This window comes from Sphingobacterium kyonggiense (assembly GCF_039536825.1).
Taxonomy (GTDB): domain Bacteria; phylum Bacteroidota; class Bacteroidia; order Sphingobacteriales; family Sphingobacteriaceae; genus Sphingobacterium; species Sphingobacterium kyonggiense.
In genome coordinates this window covers 267175-284685 of sequence record NZ_BAAAZI010000004.1, presented here as the reverse complement: position 1 = coordinate 284685, position 17511 = coordinate 267175, and the positions used below count along the sequence as shown (strand labels likewise).

At 37.9% G+C, this 17511-nt stretch carries 20 protein-coding genes; 5 read left to right on the top strand and 15 right to left on the bottom strand.

The features are described from left to right. The first annotated feature begins 29 nt into the window (after positions 1 to 29). Genes ABD676_RS02335 through ABD676_RS02320 form a run of 4 tightly spaced genes read left to right on the top strand, consistent with a single transcriptional unit; the run spans position 30 to position 3150 of the window. Positions 30 to 401 carry a BlaI/MecI/CopY family transcriptional regulator gene (locus ABD676_RS02335; RefSeq protein ID WP_344673060.1) on the top strand — a complete coding sequence of 124 codons (372 nt, stop codon included), beginning with the start codon at positions 30 to 32 and terminating at the stop codon, positions 399 to 401. Positions 402 to 416: 15 nt separating this feature from the next. Beyond that, a complete protein-coding gene (locus tag ABD676_RS02330) occupies positions 417 to 1808 on the top strand; it encodes an energy transducer TonB (protein WP_344673059.1) in 1392 nt (463 codons plus the stop codon). Then, on the top strand, positions 1808 to 2668 hold the full coding sequence (locus tag ABD676_RS02325; RefSeq protein WP_344673058.1) for a hypothetical protein: 861 nt from the start codon (positions 1808 to 1810) through the stop codon (positions 2666 to 2668). The genes ABD676_RS02330 and ABD676_RS02325 overlap by 1 nt, the downstream gene beginning before the upstream one ends. Positions 2669 to 2718: 50 nt before the next feature. Next, positions 2719 to 3150: an energy transducer TonB gene (locus ABD676_RS02320; protein ID WP_344673057.1), complete on the top strand. Its 432-nt coding sequence runs from the start codon at positions 2719 to 2721 to the stop codon at positions 3148 to 3150. A 71-nt stretch (positions 3151 to 3221) separates the two neighbouring features. Here ABD676_RS02320 and ABD676_RS02315 read toward each other — a convergent pair whose 3' ends face one another. The 3 genes from ABD676_RS02315 to ABD676_RS02305 all read right to left on the bottom strand — a co-directional run bounded on the left by ABD676_RS02315 (position 3222) and on the right by ABD676_RS02305 (position 5206). After that, positions 3222 to 3905 (bottom strand): phosphoribosylaminoimidazolesuccinocarboxamide synthase, encoded by a 684-nt coding sequence (locus tag ABD676_RS02315; RefSeq protein WP_344673056.1) that lies wholly within the window; start codon positions 3903 to 3905, stop codon positions 3222 to 3224. 95 nt (positions 3906 to 4000) lie between these two features. Then, positions 4001 to 4276: a chaperone modulator CbpM gene (locus ABD676_RS02310; protein ID WP_344673055.1), complete on the bottom strand. Its 276-nt coding sequence runs from the start codon at positions 4274 to 4276 to the stop codon at positions 4001 to 4003. 3 nt (positions 4277 to 4279) lie between these two features. Further along, positions 4280 to 5206 (bottom strand): DnaJ C-terminal domain-containing protein, encoded by a 927-nt coding sequence (locus ABD676_RS02305; RefSeq protein WP_344673054.1) that lies wholly within the window; start codon positions 5204 to 5206, stop codon positions 4280 to 4282. 149 nt (positions 5207 to 5355) lie between these two features. Between ABD676_RS02305 and ABD676_RS02300 the strand changes: the two genes are divergently transcribed. Beyond that, on the top strand, positions 5356 to 5910 hold the full coding sequence (locus ABD676_RS02300) for a ferritin (protein ID WP_344673053.1): 555 nt from the start codon (positions 5356 to 5358) through the stop codon (positions 5908 to 5910). 95 nt (positions 5911 to 6005) lie between these two features. Here ABD676_RS02300 and ABD676_RS02295 read toward each other — a convergent pair whose 3' ends face one another. The 12 genes from ABD676_RS02295 to plsX form a co-directional block, all read right to left on the bottom strand. Next, a complete protein-coding gene (locus ABD676_RS02295) occupies positions 6006 to 7460 on the bottom strand; it encodes a S41 family peptidase (protein ID WP_344673052.1) in 1455 nt (484 codons plus the stop codon). 11 nt (positions 7461 to 7471) lie between these two features. Beyond that, positions 7472 to 8290, bottom strand: a complete 819-nt coding sequence (locus ABD676_RS02290; RefSeq protein WP_344673051.1) for a hypothetical protein — start codon at positions 8288 to 8290, stop codon at positions 7472 to 7474. A 4-nt stretch (positions 8291 to 8294) separates the two neighbouring features. Continuing rightward, entirely contained in the window at positions 8295 to 8648 is a 354-nt protein-coding gene (locus ABD676_RS02285; protein ID WP_344673050.1) for a GntR family transcriptional regulator, read from the bottom strand. Further along, positions 8649 to 9437: a hypothetical protein gene (locus ABD676_RS02280; RefSeq protein ID WP_344673049.1), complete on the bottom strand. Its 789-nt coding sequence runs from the start codon at positions 9435 to 9437 to the stop codon at positions 8649 to 8651. Beyond that, positions 9434 to 10252: an ATP-binding cassette domain-containing protein gene (locus ABD676_RS02275; protein ID WP_344673048.1), complete on the bottom strand. Its 819-nt coding sequence runs from the start codon at positions 10250 to 10252 to the stop codon at positions 9434 to 9436. Before ABD676_RS02275 ends, ABD676_RS02280 begins: the two co-directional genes overlap by 4 nt. Before the next feature lie 253 nt (positions 10253 to 10505). Beyond that, on the bottom strand, positions 10506 to 12095 hold the full coding sequence (locus ABD676_RS02270; RefSeq protein ID WP_344673047.1) for a M28 family peptidase: 1590 nt from the start codon (positions 12093 to 12095) through the stop codon (positions 10506 to 10508). Between the two features lie 18 nt (positions 12096 to 12113). Continuing rightward, positions 12114 to 12551, bottom strand: coding sequence for a ribose 5-phosphate isomerase B (gene rpiB / locus ABD676_RS02265; RefSeq protein ID WP_344673046.1), 438 nt, complete (start codon positions 12549 to 12551; stop codon positions 12114 to 12116). A gap of 6 nt (positions 12552 to 12557) precedes the next feature. Continuing rightward, positions 12558 to 13430: a twin-arginine translocase subunit TatC gene (tatC, locus tag ABD676_RS02260; protein ID WP_344673045.1), complete on the bottom strand. Its 873-nt coding sequence runs from the start codon at positions 13428 to 13430 to the stop codon at positions 12558 to 12560. A 91-nt stretch (positions 13431 to 13521) separates the two neighbouring features. Continuing rightward, complete coding sequence (gene accC, locus ABD676_RS02255; protein WP_344673044.1) at positions 13522 to 14883, bottom strand: acetyl-CoA carboxylase biotin carboxylase subunit; 1362 nt, start codon at positions 14881 to 14883, stop codon at positions 13522 to 13524. Between the two features lie 73 nt (positions 14884 to 14956). Next, the gene (gene accB / locus ABD676_RS02250; RefSeq protein ID WP_344673043.1) at positions 14957 to 15439 is read right to left on the bottom strand and encodes an acetyl-CoA carboxylase biotin carboxyl carrier protein; all 483 of its coding nucleotides are present in this window, start codon (positions 15437 to 15439) and stop codon (positions 14957 to 14959) included. Positions 15440 to 15505: 66 nt separating this feature from the next. Beyond that, the gene (locus ABD676_RS02245) at positions 15506 to 16495 is read right to left on the bottom strand and encodes a beta-ketoacyl-ACP synthase III (RefSeq protein WP_344673042.1); all 990 of its coding nucleotides are present in this window, start codon (positions 16493 to 16495) and stop codon (positions 15506 to 15508) included. Between the two features lie 5 nt (positions 16496 to 16500). Further along, positions 16501 to 17439, bottom strand: coding sequence for a phosphate acyltransferase PlsX (plsX, locus tag ABD676_RS02240; RefSeq protein WP_344673041.1), 939 nt, complete (start codon positions 17437 to 17439; stop codon positions 16501 to 16503). Positions 17440 to 17511 lie beyond the last annotated feature (72 nt).

The following is a 17511-nucleotide window of genomic DNA, read 5'->3' as shown; positions in this document are numbered from 1 at the left end:
ATATTGTCTTTTTTATAATTAATACCAATATGAACGAATTAAAAGAACTCACCAAGGCAGAGGAGCAGATCATGCATATCTTATGGGATATGAAAGTTGGGTTTGTAAAGGAAATTATTGATCAGATTCCTGAACCTAAGCCTGCATATAATACGGTATCTACAATTGTTAGGATTCTCGAAACCAAGGGTTTTGTGGATCACGAGTCCTTTGGAAAAAGCCACCGCTATTTCCCAAAGATTCAGAAAGAAGAATATAAGAAACTAATTACAGGAAAACTCTTACAAGGTTATTTTGAGAACTCAGCGAGCAGTATGCTTTCTTACTTTATAGAAGATAAGAAGTTAGATGTTAAAGAGCTTGATGAGATCATGAAGATGATCCAGAAACATAAATCTTGATAAAATCGAATCGTTATGATTTATATCCTATTAGTCAACGTCGCATTAGTACTTTTTTACCTGCTTTATCGCTTTGGGTTAAAGAGACTAACCTTTTTCCGATTAAATCGGATCTACTTGAATAGTATCCTCTTGTTTTCCTTGGTACTCCCGATAGGCATGTATTTGCAATATGAAGTGCCTGATGCTATGATCGTCCAAATACCTGAAATTGTTTATCAGCTAAACCCTGAAAAGACAAGCACGGTAATCAAGGATTCTACATCAGCATGGACTATAGCAGAATATTTGACCATCATTTATTGGATAGGGGTGTGCCTAGGATTAATAAAGCTAGGGCATAGCTTATGGAAGATAAAAAGACGTATAGATAGCCCCGATAAAAACGATAGTTTTTCTTTCTTTGGAAAGATCGTAATGGGAGAGAAGGTTCAAGGCAACGATGTCATGGAACAGCATGAATCAATTCATGTTCGAGAAGGGCATGCATACGACTTACTCTTATTGGATATCGTCACATTGTTCAATTGGTTTAATCCAGTATGTTATCTATTGCGGAAGGATTTAAAGCTATTGCATGAGTGTCTGGTCGATCAAAATTTTAAAAAGGATAGAGTGCAGTATGCTGAGCTGTTATTGGCCTATGCCATGCGGACAGATACCTCATCCTTGAGTTATGAGTTTTCCAATCAATCATTTTTAAAAGAGAGGATTAACATGTTATTTAAAGAAAATTCAAAATCAAATACCTTATTTATCTATTTATCGGTGCTTCCAATTGTGCTTTTGCTCATGACTATTTCTGTTAATTGCAAAGAGAATGTGGAGCAAAGTATAGCATCAGAAAGCAATGTCTTGGCAACTGCTTTAGCTAAGCTTCCAGGAATATCAGTGGCAGAAGGTATTGCTTCAACGGATACAATAAAGCCCAAAGAAAATAAGAAGGAGTCTACAGCTCCAATTAACATTAAATTAAAGGGAAAAGCCAATACGTTAGCTGTCGCTCAAAGTTCCGATAAGGAAGAATCAGCTACTGGAGGGAATCAAGCTAGGATTGTTCTTAAGGGGAAATCATCTTCCGAAATCGTTAATTACAATGATACAGATACTCCAGCTCAATATCCTGGAGGTATTAAAGCGTTTCGTGAGCAGATTGTAAGCAAAGTGGAATATCCCAAGGAAGCTATCGAAGTTGGAGTTGAAGGAGTTATACAGCTTTCTTTTGTTATTGATCCGACAGGAAAGGTTGTCGATACTAAAGTAGATAAAGATTTAGGCTATGGTGTAGGAGACGCTTTTATAAAAGTTTTAGATAATTCGGAGCGATGGATTCCTGCCACAGTAAATGGTAAGCCCGTTTCAGTTAAATTTTCTTTACCAATTCGAGTTGATTTACACGCAAAGTAATGTTTAAATCTATCTTAAAACTTGGTATCATCTTAGGGCTCGGACTTATAACATCCTGTTCGAGCCCTAAGTTTGTAAAAGGAGGCTATTTTCTAAACGGGATAGACCGTTATTTTAATCCAAAAGAAGAAACCAATATCTGGGTTTATTACAACTTTAGACCAAGAGAGACAGGACAGATGGGACTGAAAATTCAAAGCCTGTATCTTCAAGATAAAGAGATGCTCAAAAACGCAGGACTCTTAAAAAAGGGAAACAAAGTCATGTTTTCGGTTGTTCCTGATAATCCGCCTTATTACAATATGTTAGTTTTACAGCATGATAATCCAATAAAAAATTTAGAAGGATATCAAATGCTTAAGAACGGTGATAGCAAATACTATCAAAAGGATCTAGAAGTTGATAAGTTCTTATTGAGACACTATTACATTCCGGTTGCTAATAAGAAATCCATCAGTATGCTTTCTTACATTTCCAAGAAAGAGAGCAGGTTTAAACCATTTAATCAATTTGACTACTTGGCAAAGATTAATGCTGCTGCTTTACAATTGGAAAAGAACTATCGGATGTCATGGAGAATCAGCGGTATGGATGAATCACCCAATAACAAAGCAAGGATAACTGTCCCTCAAGAGTTATTTAAAAAGGAGAAGAAGCTGTTGCTTATGGTTTCTGAGGAGATAAACAAGGAATGGATATTATCTTATTTTCATTTAGTGACAAATAAGGATCCTAATCCCTTGCAGATTAACCTTCCTCCCGGAAAATTTCTGGTTCAGTTTTTAAATGAAAAGGAACAAATCTTGAAAGAGGAAGTCATGGAACCTACAAATCAGCAGTCTATTATTCCAATCAATTAGAAATATTATTATTTTTGCATTCAATATTAACTCACACTAAAGCTTTTTTAATGAAAAACATCAATTACCTTATTTCGTTCCTTTTATTTTGTCTTATACTAGGAGCTTCCCAAACAGTGTCTGCTCAGGAAAAAGTTGATACCCTTAAAAAGAAGGATAACTTGATTCATAGGGAAGGTTTTGAACATTCGAATATAGCCGTTGGAATGACTGCCTTTAGACAAGAGGTGGCAAGCTTGTATAGAATACCTCGAAAAGCTTATACTTCAAAAATTCAAGGGAGACTTGAAGCGACTTTTGTAATAGATAAAGAAGGTAAAATGACTAATATCGAGCTGACCAAAGATTTAGGCTTTGGGACAGGGGATGAATTAGTGCGTGTATTAACACAATTGGCTAAAAAACACACCTGGAAACCAGCGACAAAAAATGGCGAGCCTGTTCATGTACAATATTCCATTCCACTCCAAATAAGTTACTAGTGGAAATTCAATATAAAAAGAGCGGTGATTTAACAAAATCACCGCTCTTTTTAATATCCTATGAATAATTCTTAAGAAAGAAATAGTTTCTCTAATTCCAAAGGAGCTACATATTTACCATCCTTATAAACGCGCATGTTTCCACCGGAGATTTCATCAATCAAAATCAATTCTCCAGTAGCTTTATCATGTCCAAACTCTAATTTGATATCGTAAAGCTCTAAATCTTTTTTCGCTAATTCTTCTTTTACAATACCACAGATCATTTTCGTCAATTCCTTAAGCTCAGTATATTGCTCTCTGTTCAAGATGCCCAGCATAGCCAAAGCATCGTCTGAAATAACAGGATCTCCACGCTCATCATCTTTGATGGTTACTTCTACAAAACTATCCAGTGCTTGTCCTTCCTCACAATAAGCCGCATAGCGTCTTAGGAAGCTCCCTACGGCACGATATCTGCATATTACCTCCAATCCCTTGCCCAATACTTCCGCTTCTTTCACGGTCATAGTAACCTTGTCTAGGTCGGAAGCAATAAAGTGAGTTGGAATATTTAAGCTGTTCAACTTATTGAAAAAGAAGGTAGTCATTTTCAATCCTGATCGACCAGCACCTTCAATTCTTAAGCCTACAGTATTAGCTCCCGGATCAAACACGCCGTTTTCTCCAGTGACATCATCTTTAAATTGTAATAAAATTTCGTTTTTGCCTAAGCTATAGACATCTTTTGTTTTTCCTTGATAGATTTTTTCCATGCTGGTTGTAGTTAATTGGGACGAAAATATTAAAAAATAAGCTTTGTGCCTAATTATAAGTAGTTCATTTCCCTAATAAGAAAACCATAATATATTTACTGACCTATTTTTAATGCTTTAATCTCAGATTGTAAGGCTTCAATCCGTTCCAATAACTGTTGCACTACTTCAATGCCTTGAACATTTATCTCCAATTCATAATGCCAAGTAGAAAAGCGCTCAACGATCAATACTTGATCTTCTTCGATAAAAGCTTGTTCTTCTTGGTAGATGATTTCTATCAATCCATTACTATGTAATTCTTGAATGAATGTTTGCTCGATATTGTTAGATCGGCAGATATCGATCACTCTAAATAATGTTTTTTCCATAGTCTATTTCATTGAATCTGCTAATTGTTGAACCAATTTCTTCTGTTCTTCGTTCAGATGAGTTGGAATCTTTACATGAATTTCTACATATAGATCTCCAAATTCCCCTTCTTTTTTATAGATAGGGAAGCCTTTTCCTTTTAATCTCACCTTACTGCCACTTTGTGTCCCTTCTTTGATTTTCACATTAATCTTTCCGGTCAACGTTTCGACAATACTGTCGCCACCTAATAATGCTGTTGGAAGATCTATATCCATTTTGGTATATAGGTCATTTCCTATTCTGTTGAATCGATGGTCAGGTTTAATGCTAAAGGTGATATACAAATCTCCTTTTGGACCACCATTTACACCATCGGCACCTTGACCTTTAAGACGGATTTTTTGTCCGTCTTCCACACCCGCAGGAATGGTGATACGAATATTCTTGCCATTAACGGTGAAGGTCTGCTTGTGGGTTTCAGAAGCTTGATGAAGGGTTAATTCAAGACTTGTTTCAAAGTCTTGCCCACGGTAGGAACCTCGACGTCCAGAACTTCGTCCTCCACCAAAACGCGAACCAAATAGTTCCTCAAAGAAATCCGAATATTCTCCAGTATCGTAATTACCGGAATAATTGAAGTCATACCCTTCAAATGGATTTCGTCCAGCACCTGCACCTTGCGACTGACGGTATTGTTGCTGTGCTTTCTCATATTCTTCCCCATGCTTCCAATTCTCACCATACTGATCATATTTCTTACGTTTCTCCGTATCGGTTAGTACCTCATTGGCCTCGTTGATCTCTTGAAACTTTTTCTTTGCATCCTCATCATTTGGATTTAAGTCGGGATGGTACTTCCTAGCTAACTTTCGATAAGCCTTCTTAATATCATCCTGACTGGCTGATTTATCTAATCCTAGAACTTTGTAATAGTCTAAAAATGCCATGTTATCTATTGATTTAAAATAAGAACAAGTGTGAATGGGATTTGTTTATAGCTCCCTATTACCAAATGTACAATCAAATGCCTAAAATGTAAAGTCGAATTTGTGGAAACAATGCGACAGCTGAAGTGTTTAAAGGAAAAAGGATAACTATGAATACCAATAGACTTTCGAAAGCGATGGAGGCTTCGCTAATTAAGCAAATGACTAAAGAAAATCAAGCCTCACAGATTTATCTTGCATTAGGAATTTGGGCAGATTCACAAGGTTACGGTGGAGTATCCAATTTTTTATTTCGCCATGCTCAAGAAGAAAGAAACCACATGATAAAGATCATGATGTATATTCTGGAACGAGGTGGAACACCTAAAGTAGAGGCTGTTGAAGCTCCTTCTAAATTACCTAAATCCATGACCGAATGTTTCAATATGGTTCTGCAACATGAAATAGACAATACGAACGCTATTTATAGCCTGGTAAATCAATCCATGGATGAAAAGGATTGGGCTACTTGGAATTTTGCGCAATGGTTCGTGAAAGAACAAATTGAAGAAGAGAAATTAGCATTAGAGCTGATTGATAAATTGAAGATTGCTGGTGGTGACCGTGCTTCGGATGAGTCATTATTTGCATTAGATAAATTCCTAGGCGATGCTCCTGATGAAGTAACTTTAGCACGGGAGTCTACAGCGGATAATCCCGAATAAGCCCATATACTATTTTTTTAATATAAAAGCAGCTTGAATATCATGTCAAGCTGCTTTTTTTAAGTTTAAAGCCTGTAGCTTTTTATAAAGTAGATCTATTTATCTTCCAATATCCATGCCTTAGCATCTCGTATGAGATCATCAAAACTCTTTGCATGTGCTTTTTCTGTTGGTTCAATAGGACCTAGGTAAACTCTATTTTTAGGATCTTTAACTAAGGCTGACGCTAAAGCAATTGCACCGCCATTAGATAATGGAAAAGTTGCGTTAGCAGAATTTAATCCTGCTGTTTGTATTCCAAAGCTTTTTGCCAGCGGATTATTCAATAGGGCTATACTGGTCATCTCTCCACTACTAGCCGTCCTAGTACTTGTAAAAACGGCTATTTTTTTGTCCTTCTCTTTCTTAGGAACTTTTGTTAGCTTCACATTCCCAAATGTTCCTCCCTTTAAATACACACTGCTCTCACCATCTTTTCGAACAAAGCTCATTACCTTTCCTTCAGGGATTAATGCATTTAATCCTGCAATCATCGGATACATATTACCTCCATGATTCATGCTCAAATCTACAATCCAACCCTTAGGATTCTTTGATTGTAGATTCATGATGATAGCGTTTAAGCTATCTGCATACTCCTGAATCCCTTCAGCATTGTAGGAAGAAAATGCTGGAACAACCACATAGGCGACATTGTCTTCTAATAACTTACCTGTAGGATAGACTGTTTTACGAGGACCCTGCCCTTGCTTACCAGCATATGACTTCAAATTTTTATAACTGAAAGGGCTATAATAAAAACTATGAATATCCTTTTCTTTTCGTAAATAAGAAAGTAAGTAATTGACTATAAATGCATCATCTTTGCCATATTGAGTGCCAACTAATGCAGCAGGGAGATTCTTGTTTACTTCTTCCCAGTTTACACTATCTTTAACTATGCTATTGGTTTTTAATAATTTGACTACCTCCTCTGCAAAAGCAGTAATCTGTTTATCAGCTGGTCCTGTGACCCATTCTGATGTTATATTATCTATCTCAAGATCATGGTTTCCAAGCGAAATAAAAAGAACGCCTCTTTTAACTTCTGGCGAAATCATCAAAGAGAAATCGACCTCTTGCCATTGACCTTTTTTTGCTGGATCTAAATCAATAACGCCATCCTCACCACCAATCCTTTTCTTTTGTCCATCAAATAATTGCATGTAGAAATTAGAAATAATCTTTTCTGCAGAGCTTTTCACCATCGCTTTTACCCTCAGCTTTGCTGTTTTATCCGTTTCTATATGGACCGTTGTATTGGCGATCAACATGGCTCTTTCTTGCTTTTTAACCATCTTCAAGCTGTAATTGCCAGCATAGGGTGATTCTTTGCTAATTGCCAAGAAGTTATTGGCACTGTCTGAATTGCTGAAATTCCAACCAATAGCCTTGTTGTTTTCATTGACTTGCTCAAAATCCCCATTAGTAACTTGGGCTAAGGATGCTTTTAATCCCAATAAGGATAATAAAGTGAGCATGATAAATCGGAAAAGCATTTTAAAGATCATAAGTCAAGGGTTTAGTGTGCATTATAATAGTCCAAATTTCCCGTTAATTTGATACTGGTCTTGCCATCATAATCGAGTTTTCTAGCACCTCGAATATGACTTAACCCATTTAAATCTGCATGTAAGGTATCCAATCTCATAATATCACCTAGAACGAGTAAACTATTGTTGAGTTTAACGTTTAACCTATTAATTCTTGAGTTTTTGAGATTTACCGTGGATTCATCATTTACTTGGATATTTAAGGAGTTTTCAGATTTAGAGCCTCCTCTTATATTGCCGCTTCCAAAGGAAACATTCGATTTTTTATTAATGATGAAAGATTGCAAAGCAGGACTGATTGTGTCTATATCCTGATAAAAAATATCTAGGTCTTGTCCATTTATCGTTAAAGACTGTAATGGTGTTTTTCCCAAGTGTAATTCCATTCCGAAAATTGCATCCGTATTTAATTGAATATATAGGGTGCGATTTTTAACTTCATGATCAACTTCAACAAGATATGGACGATTATTAAATTGAATCTTATTCACTCCATCCGTATGAATTTCAAGATTTCCTGCTATGGGATTATATAACCAATTTGATTTTTCTACTATACCGTTTAATACAATATGATCGATATTATCTAATGGTATTGGTTTTGCGGTTTGCTTCTTACTGAATAGGAGCATAAAATCAGATAGATGATCTTTTGGTAATAGGGTTACTTGTCCATCTTTTTCTGTTCTATAGGAACCATTTATTTTGCCGCTTAGTGGCTTTAATACATAAAAACCCAATACGAAAACTAGGATGCCTGTAAGTATATAATAATTTGCCTTTTTCATGTTGTTAATAGTTTTGGTATAATTCAATTAACTCTTCTTTACTTATTTGAAGTAATTTCGCAGTCTGAAAGAATAACGGGGCTTCATTTGATAAAAAATGCTGCCTCTTGTTTTGTAAGATTTTATCAATAGCATCCTCAGCAACATAAAATCCAAGTCCACGTTTGTTAAAAATAATTCCATCTTGTTGAAGTTTATCATAAGCCCGCATAACTGTATTTGGATTCACCTCAATGCTGCTCCCTAAATCACGGACAGACAATATCTTTTCCGAATTTTTCCATTCTTTCTTGAGGATCTTCTCCATTACCATATCAATTATCTGTAGGTAAATCGGTTTTTCGTTATTGAATTTCATCTAAACCTCCTTGTTTTTAATTAACTGAAAAAAGGCTGAATAAAATAGAATGGATATAATGAAAACGATTAAAAAGGGATAATTCTGTAAATAAAATTTATTGTTGATGTATATTTCAGTACCTGTCCATAAAGCTCGACTGATATAGCCAGAAATTGAAACGATACAAATCGCTATCAATAGACCTTTTACCCTGCTATGCTTTTTAAAATAAAGTATCCCAACCAGGTAAATTGGAAGAAATGCAAAGAATGATAAACCCAAAACAGAAATAAATGGAATAATGGCACTATTAAATAAAATGCTGTTTATTGGGATTTGAGTATACAAATAACCAAATTCCTCATATGTAGTTCGTATTTCATCTAGATAGTTGAATTGTAGATAAAATTGTAAGAGTAGGTTGAGAAGTATAATAATAATCCAATTATATACAAAAATTGAAGCTGAGGTCAGTATATAACTCCAAAAGCGGGCCATTGGATTAATGGGTAAATTGAAATCCAATGGTCTCGTATATAGTTGTTGAAAAAACAACAAATGCAAAAAAGGAAGGATTAGTACTAATGCTACAGATTCGTTATAGAATCGACCAGATGCTAATTGCATCAACAAATAACTACGCTCCTGTCCCATTGCGTTTGATAATAAAGCAATTTGTTGTAAAGCTCCACTATGGGATAAAACAAATAAACCAACAAAGCCAATTAAGGCGACGATGGGAACACTCAGCAAGAGATACTTATTCCCTTTCAAGATGGTCTGGGTATATCTGATCGCTATATTCATGATTTTATATTTTGTTTGGATTGGTTAATAGCCGTGAAGAAAAATTCAATATCAAATCGGTTTTCCTCCATATTTTTGTTCTTGATCAAGTAGGTGGAACCATTGAGTTCATCCATTTGATAAATTACCTCATCATTTTCCTGAATGCTGCTTGTGATTTGATAATTCTGAGACAGATTTTCAATGCTATCATCGATTAGTAGGTGTCCATCTTTAAGAATTAACAAGTTTTCTAAAAGCAAGTCAATATCCCGGATTTGATGACTTGAGATCACAAAGGATTTTTCATCATTCATGGCTTTAGCAATCAATTTTCGGAAGATACTTTTGGAAGGGATATCCAATCCATTACTTGGCTCATCCATTAACAATACGGCTGTGTTGCATGCCAAGGCAAAACTAATGTGCACCTTTCTTCGTTGACCCAGGGATAGTGAATCCAATTTATTAGGTTGTGGAATATTGAATGCCTCCAAATATTCTTGGTATTCCTCGAAATTAAACTTGGAATAGAAAGAACCATAAGTTTTTCCAAAATCCAATAAATCCATTGCTGGCAATTTCGTTTCATCAGGAAGGAAAAAAACTTGATCGTGGTAGGCTGCTGCACGTTCCTTACTAGGAATACCAGCATATTCAATGGTTCCAGACTGAGGAAGCAACATTCCCTCCATCAATTTTATCAAGGTAGTTTTCCCTTCTCCATTTAAACCCAATAATCCAAAGATCTTTCCAGGATGTAAGTCTAAAGTTATATCTCTCAGAATCTGCCTTTTCTTTGTATACCCATAGGATACAGCATGTAATTTGAGCATAGGCTAATAATTTAAGTGTATTAGTATATTAGTACACCACAAATATAGGTACTGTTTTCACACTGCCAAGAAAAAAAGTAAAATAATTTTACTAAGACAGTTAATAAAATTAAAAATATAGCCTTTATGCCTATTTGAACACTGTTTTTAGTGATAAATAAAAATGAAAAAAGCCTTAGATTATCGAATAATCTAAGGCTTTTTTATAAGCTTTTATTAAAATTTTAACTGTACTAGCTCGTCTTAATGTGTATTAATTAGCTGGTGCAGGTGTCTTATCTACGACTAATTTTTTGTCGCGATTTGCGATTTCCCATGCAGTATGGAAAACCAATTTCTCTCTCTTGGTCATCATTCCAAAATCAATTTTATCTACCGTATCGTTAGGGGTATGGTAGTCTGGGTGTAATCCAGAGAAATAGAAAATAACCGGAATATTATGCTTCGCTAGATTGTATTGGTCCGAGCGGTAATAAATACGCATTGGATCTTTAGGATCATCATACATGTAATCCAATTCCATTTGTGTGAATTGCTGATTGGCTTTTTCATTGATTACCTTAAGCTCAGAGCTTAACATATCAGAACCAATCGCATGGATATAATTATGGTTGCCGTTTAAATGTTTATCATCGATACGACCGATCATATCCATATTTAAACTAGCAACGGTATTAGCCAAAGGATAAACAGGATTATCAGCATAGAATGCCGAGCCTAATAATCCTTTTTCTTCTGCTGCATAAGCCATGAATAGGATGGTTCTACGAGGACCTTTACCTGCTTTTTTAGCTGCTGCAAAAGCTTTAGCCACTTCCATTACGCCAACAGTTCCAGAACCATTGTCATCTGCACCTGGGAAGAATGTTCCATCAGGTAGCACACCATCATGATCATAGTGACCAGTGATGACCAACACTTCGTTTTTCAAGTCTGTTCCTTCGATAACACCCAATACGTTCGGGTCAAAGAAGTCTTCTTTCTTAACACCCATCGTCCCATTGACAGCGGAATTTATAACGAAAGAATTAGGCTTTAAAGTACTTGTAACAGCAGCCTTATAATTGGCTAAACTGCTTCCTTTAGCAGCCAAGATCTCATTTGCTGTAGCCACTGGAATATTAACCACTGGTGCTGCGGTGCTATTATTATTGTTGCCTGTATCTGATGATTTCAATCGAAAACTTCCTCCCGACATACGAGATCCGAAGCGCTTGATGATATCAGCTGCTTGAGAGCTAGTAGCAAGAATTAATGCAGGCTGTTGTTTCATGATCTCCTGAAGACGTTTAGAACGCGAGGTCGACCAGTCAGAAAGCTTACTGTTACCTGTGATTAGGGAGTTGCCATTTTTGTCCATTGGCTCGCCTTCATTCAGAACTAAAACAACCTTTCCAGCTAGATTTAAGCCAGCTAGATCATTGTATTTGTCGGTTTGAATACCATAGCCTACAAAGACAATATCGCTCGCCTGAAAAGTCTTCGTAGTATTACTTCCTTGCACAAAGAAGTCTGTACCATTTACCAATGGTTTATTGTTGATACTGAAGTTATCAACCACATAGGAAGTCCTTACAAGTGATACCGGTTGGAAATATGAACCATTAAAGCCGGGTTTTAATCCAAGGTCTTGAAAGACTTTGGCTATGTACTCTACGGTTTTCTTTCCACCTTCCTGTCCAGTTCCACGACCGGCAAATTCCTTAGAGGCTAAGGTTGTCAGATGTGCTCTTGCAGATTCTTCCGTTAATAAGTCTGCATACTTTTTCTGAAGGGTTTGTTGATTTACCGAACAGCTGAATAAGGTCGGTATCAACAAGGATACTAAAAGATACTTTTTCATATGGTGATTTAAAATTGGTTATCCGCAGGAAATCTTGTTCACACGATTGGCATGACGGCCACCTTCAAAATCCGTTGTCAAGAATGTGCGAACGATACGTTTGCTAAGTTCCAAGTCAATGAAACGAGCAGGAATACATACAATATTAGCATTGTTATGCTGACGTGCTAAAGCCGAAATTTCTTCCAACCAGCAGATCGCTGCACGAATGCCTTGGTGTTTATTTGCCGTGATGGCTACACCATTTGCACTACCACAGATCAAAATGCCTAAGTCATTCTCTTGGCTCTCCACACTACTCGCAACTGGATGCGCAAAGTCAGGGTAATCTACCGAATCAGTTGTGCTTGGTCCGAAATCCTGAACCGTATAGCCAAGCTCCTCCAAGAAAGGAATTAACGCTGCTTTGTATTCTACTCCGGCATGGTCACTGCCAATTGCTATTCTTTTAGACATGATGTGTTATTTTGTGTTGTAAAACTCTTGTTCTGCTAAATCCTTCTTTTTCTTCACGTTCGCCGATACCATGATACTCAATTCGTATAACAGGAACATTGGCGCACTTACCGTCAATAAGGTTATGATATCTGCAGTTGGTGTAATGATCGCGGCAATCGTCAAGATAATCACGATAGCATAACGACGACTTGCACGCATGAATTGCGGTGTCATAATGCCCAACTTCGATAATATGAAGATTAAGATAGGTAATAAAAAGATGATTCCACAACCCAAGGTTAGGGTTGCTATGGTCGATAAATAGTTGTCAATCGTAATTTGATTGACAATTTCATCACTTAGGGATACATTGGCTAAGAAGTTGACCGATAATGGAACCACAATATAGTATCCAAATAATGCCCCAATTAAAAACAGGATAGTAGCATATACTACGAAGCCTTGCGCTGATTTACGCTCGACGTCTGTTAAGGCCGGTTTGATGAACAACCATACCTCAAATAGGAGGTAGGGGAAGCCCATGGCAATAGCCATCAATAAAGATGAATTAATCTGCAACATAAACTGACCACCTAGATCGGTATTAATCAAGTTAAATGGTATCTTCTCCACACAGAATCCCTCGAGGTTGAAGGCATGCCCTACCTTACACATCATGCGGTAAGTCCAGAAATCTAAATTCTTAGGACCCATGATGACCTCCTCGAATACAAAGTCATAAAAGGTGAAGGCTATGATGGCAAATACGATGATTGCAATGACAGAACGGATGATATGCCAACGAAGGACTTCCAGGTGATCGAAGAAAGACATTTCTGCCTCGATGTTTTTTCCTTTATCCTTTATGGCTTGAATAAGTTTAATGTTCCTAGACATGTAATTTTCTAAGGGTATGTTGAATCGTTAGAAAACAAAAATACCATTCTTCGGCAGAAGAATGGCATGTTTTGCTTATGTAAAGTAAATTTTATACAGTTTCCTCATCAGGATACTCCGTAAGGTCGAAAGTTTCCATGAATTTGGTGGTAAAATTACCTGCTCTGAAGTTTGGATCACGCATTAACCGTAAGTGCAAAGGAATGGTTGTTTTCACACCCTCAATGACAAACTCACTTAATGCACGCTCCATGGTATTGATTGCCTCCTCACGTGTTTGTGCCACACAAATCAATTTAGCAATCATCGAATCGTAATTCGGTGGAATCGTATATCCAGAATACACATGCGTATCTACACGAACGCCATGACCACCTGGTGAATGGAAGTTTGTAATCTTTCCTGGAGATGGACGGAAGTTGTTAAACGGATCCTCCGCATTGATACGGCATTCGATAGCATGCATGGTCGGTTCATAGCTCTTACCAGAGATAGGAATTCCTGCAGCCACTTTAATCTGTTCTTTGATCAAGTCGAAGTTAATGACTTCTTCCGTTACAGGGTGTTCCACCTGAATACGTGTATTCATTTCCATGAAATAGAAGTTGCGGTGTTTATCCACTAAGAACTCAATGGTTCCAGCACCTTCATATTTTACGGCTTGAGCACCACGGATAGCAGCATTACCCATCTCAGCACGCAATTCTGGTGTGATGAATGGCGATGGAGCCTCTTCCACCAATTTCTGGTGACGACGCTGGATAGAACAGTCACGCTCAGAAAGGTGACATACTGTACCGTACTGATCACCAATTACTTGGATCTCAATATGGCGTGGATCTTCTACGTATTTTTCTAAATAAATTCCGTCGTTACCGAAAGCTGCACCTGCTTCTTGACGAGCTGAATCCCAAGCTGGTTCAAACTCCTCATCTTTCCACACAATGCGCATCCCGCGACCACCACCACCGGCAGTAGCTTTAAGGATAATCGGATAACCCATTTCATGCGCTAATTTCATTCCTGTTTTCACATCAGGAACCAAACCTACTGATCCAGGTACCGTTGGTACACCGGCCTTTTTCATGGTATCCTTAGCCGAAGCTTTATCACCCATCTTCTCGATTTGCTCGGCGGTAGCACCAATGAACTTGATGCCGTATTCTGCACAGATAGCAGAGAATTTGGCGTTTTCTGATAAGAATCCATATCCCGGGTGAATGGCATCTGCATTGGTTAATTCCGCAGCAGCAATGATATTCGGGATATTTAAGTAGGAATCTTTACTTGCAGGAGGGCCGATACATACCGCTTCGTCCGCAAAGCGAACGTGTAAACTGTCGCGGTCTGCTGTAGAATATACAGCAACACTCTGAATCCCCATTTCCTTACAGGTACGGATAATTCGAAGTGCAATCTCACCTCTATTGGCAATTAATATTTTTTTGAACATAATGCTGATTAATGTAACTCTTTATTTCAATAGTGTAGCTGTTTTTGTCTTCGGTGATACTATCACCGAGCCTTTAGCTAGGGTCTACTAAGAATAAAGGTTGATCGTATTCCACAGGTTGTGCGTCATTAACCAAGATTTTCACGATTTTACCAGATACTTCTGATTCAATCTCATTGAATAATTTCATGGCTTCAACGATACACAATACTTTTCCTGGAGCGATTTCATCACCTACGTTGACAAAAGATCCTTTATCAGGTCCTGGAGAACGATAGAATGTACCAATGATTGGCGATTTTACAGTGATATACTTCGAGCTTTCGTCTGCAGGCGCTGCTGCTGGACTTGCCGATGCTGCTGCAACCGGTGCTGCTGCTGGAGCAACCGCAGGCGCTGCTGCAACTGCTGCAGGAACTGTAGCCGTAACGTACGTTGGCTCTTGGTTCGTCTTTATCGTAATCTTGAAATCTTTTTCTTCAATCGATACTTCATTCACACCTGATTTTGAAACGAATTTAATCAGATCTTGAATTTGTTTAATATCCATACTCATATGCTAGCAGGTTTGTTTAATTTTTTGTAAAAATGATTAGCTATAAAGGTAATAAAATATGTCGTATTAGTACGCCCATTTCAAATAAATTGAGCCCCATGTGAACCCACCACCGAAGGCTGCCAAAATCAGGTTGTCGCCCTTCTTTAGCTTGTCTTCCCATTCCCATAAACACAATGGGATGGTGCCGCTTGTGGTGTTTCCGTATTTCTGGATGTTAACCATCACTTTTTCTTCCGGAAGCCCAGCGCGCTCTGCAGTGGCATCAATAATACGTTTGTTTGCTTGGTGTGGAACTAACCAGTCGACATTTTCTGATGTCAGGTTATTACGCTCCATCACTTCTGCAGCTACATCAGCCATATTCGTTACGGCAAATTTAAATACCGTACGTCCTTCTTGGTAGGCATAATGTAAACCTGCATCTACAGTTGCATAGCTGGCTGGATTTAATGATCCGCCACCTTTGATATTTAAGAATTGGCCACCGGAACCATCTGTTTTTAAAACAGAGTCAATTACGCCATTTCCTTCTTCATTTGGCTCCAATAATACCGCTCCACATCCATCGCCAAATAAAATACAGGTATTTCTATCTTTATAATTGACTACAGCGGACATTTTATCTCCTCCAACAACCAAAACTTTTTTGTGTTTTCCAGATTCGATAAATTGTGCACCTGTTGTTAAGCCGAATAAGAATCCGGAACAAGCTGCTTGCAGGTCAAAACCCCAAGCATTTTTAGCGCCGATTTTATCGGCCAATATGTTTGCTGTAGCTGGGAAAAGCATATCTGGAGTACTTGTACAGAAAACAATCAGTTCAATTTCCTCTGCCGAGATGCCACGCTTTTCCAAAAGACCTTTTACCGCAGGTACGGCTAGGTCTGAAGTCGCCTTTCCAGGTTCCTTTAATATTCTTCTTTCACTAATTCCGGTGCGCGTAACGATCCATTCATCGTTCGTGTCAACCATAGTCTCCAACTCTTTATTGGTTAGGATATAGTCAGGGACATAACCATTTACAGCGGTAATGGCTGCATGTATTTTTGACATATTTCTTAATTAAAGGCCGATTTGATCTTGTCCACAAACTGCGACGCAATCATATCTCTAGACAATAAAACCATATTCTTAATGGCTTCCGGAGTTGAAATTCCATGGCCAATGATGACAGGTGCATTTACGCCCAAAATAGGGCTGCCCCCGTATTGCTCATAGTTAAACCGATCGAAGAATTGATCCTTAATACCTTTTTTCAAGGTCACCACATAAAAAGATTCTGCCAATTTCAAGACTACATTACCGGTATAGCCGTCACAGACTACGACGTCGGCATGGTCAGAGAATAAATCTCGCCCTTCGGCATTTCCAATAAAGTTGATTTTGTTGTTTTCTTTCAGGAGGGGATAGGTCGCAATGGTTAAGTTGTTCCCTTTTTCTTCTTCTTCACCAATGTTGAGAAGCCCAACCTTTGGTGAAGGAATGCCGTAGACATGTTCAGCGTATAAGCTTCCAAGTACAGCAAATTGGTTTAACATCTCGGGTTTACAGTCGGCATTGGCACCAACATCTAATAGGATGCCGAAGCCGCTTTTTAGTTTGGGAACATTAGTTGCAATGGCAGGTCTGATGACCCCAGGAACAGTCTTTACACTGAACATGGCGCCCACCAACATGGCCCCTGTATTACCCGCGGAAGAGAACGAATCGATCGCTCCGCTTTTTAATAGTTCAAATCCCTTTGCAATGGAGGAATTTGGTTTTTGTGTGATCGCTTTTGTCGGGTGCTCATGCATGCTGATGCCCTCAGGAGCATGAACGTAGTCAAATTTGCTGGGGTCAGCACCGGCCGCAGTTAGGGCGTTACGTATGGCTTCTTCATCGCCAAATAACACGATACGCTGCGTGTCCTCCAGTATTTTCTGAGCCTCGATAGCACCTTTGATATTCGAATCTGGTGCATAATCGCCCCCCAACACGTCTAATCCAATCTTCATTCGTTATTATTTATATTAGTCAATAATACGCAAAAAACATCCCAAGTTAAAGTGAATAATATAAAATATTAT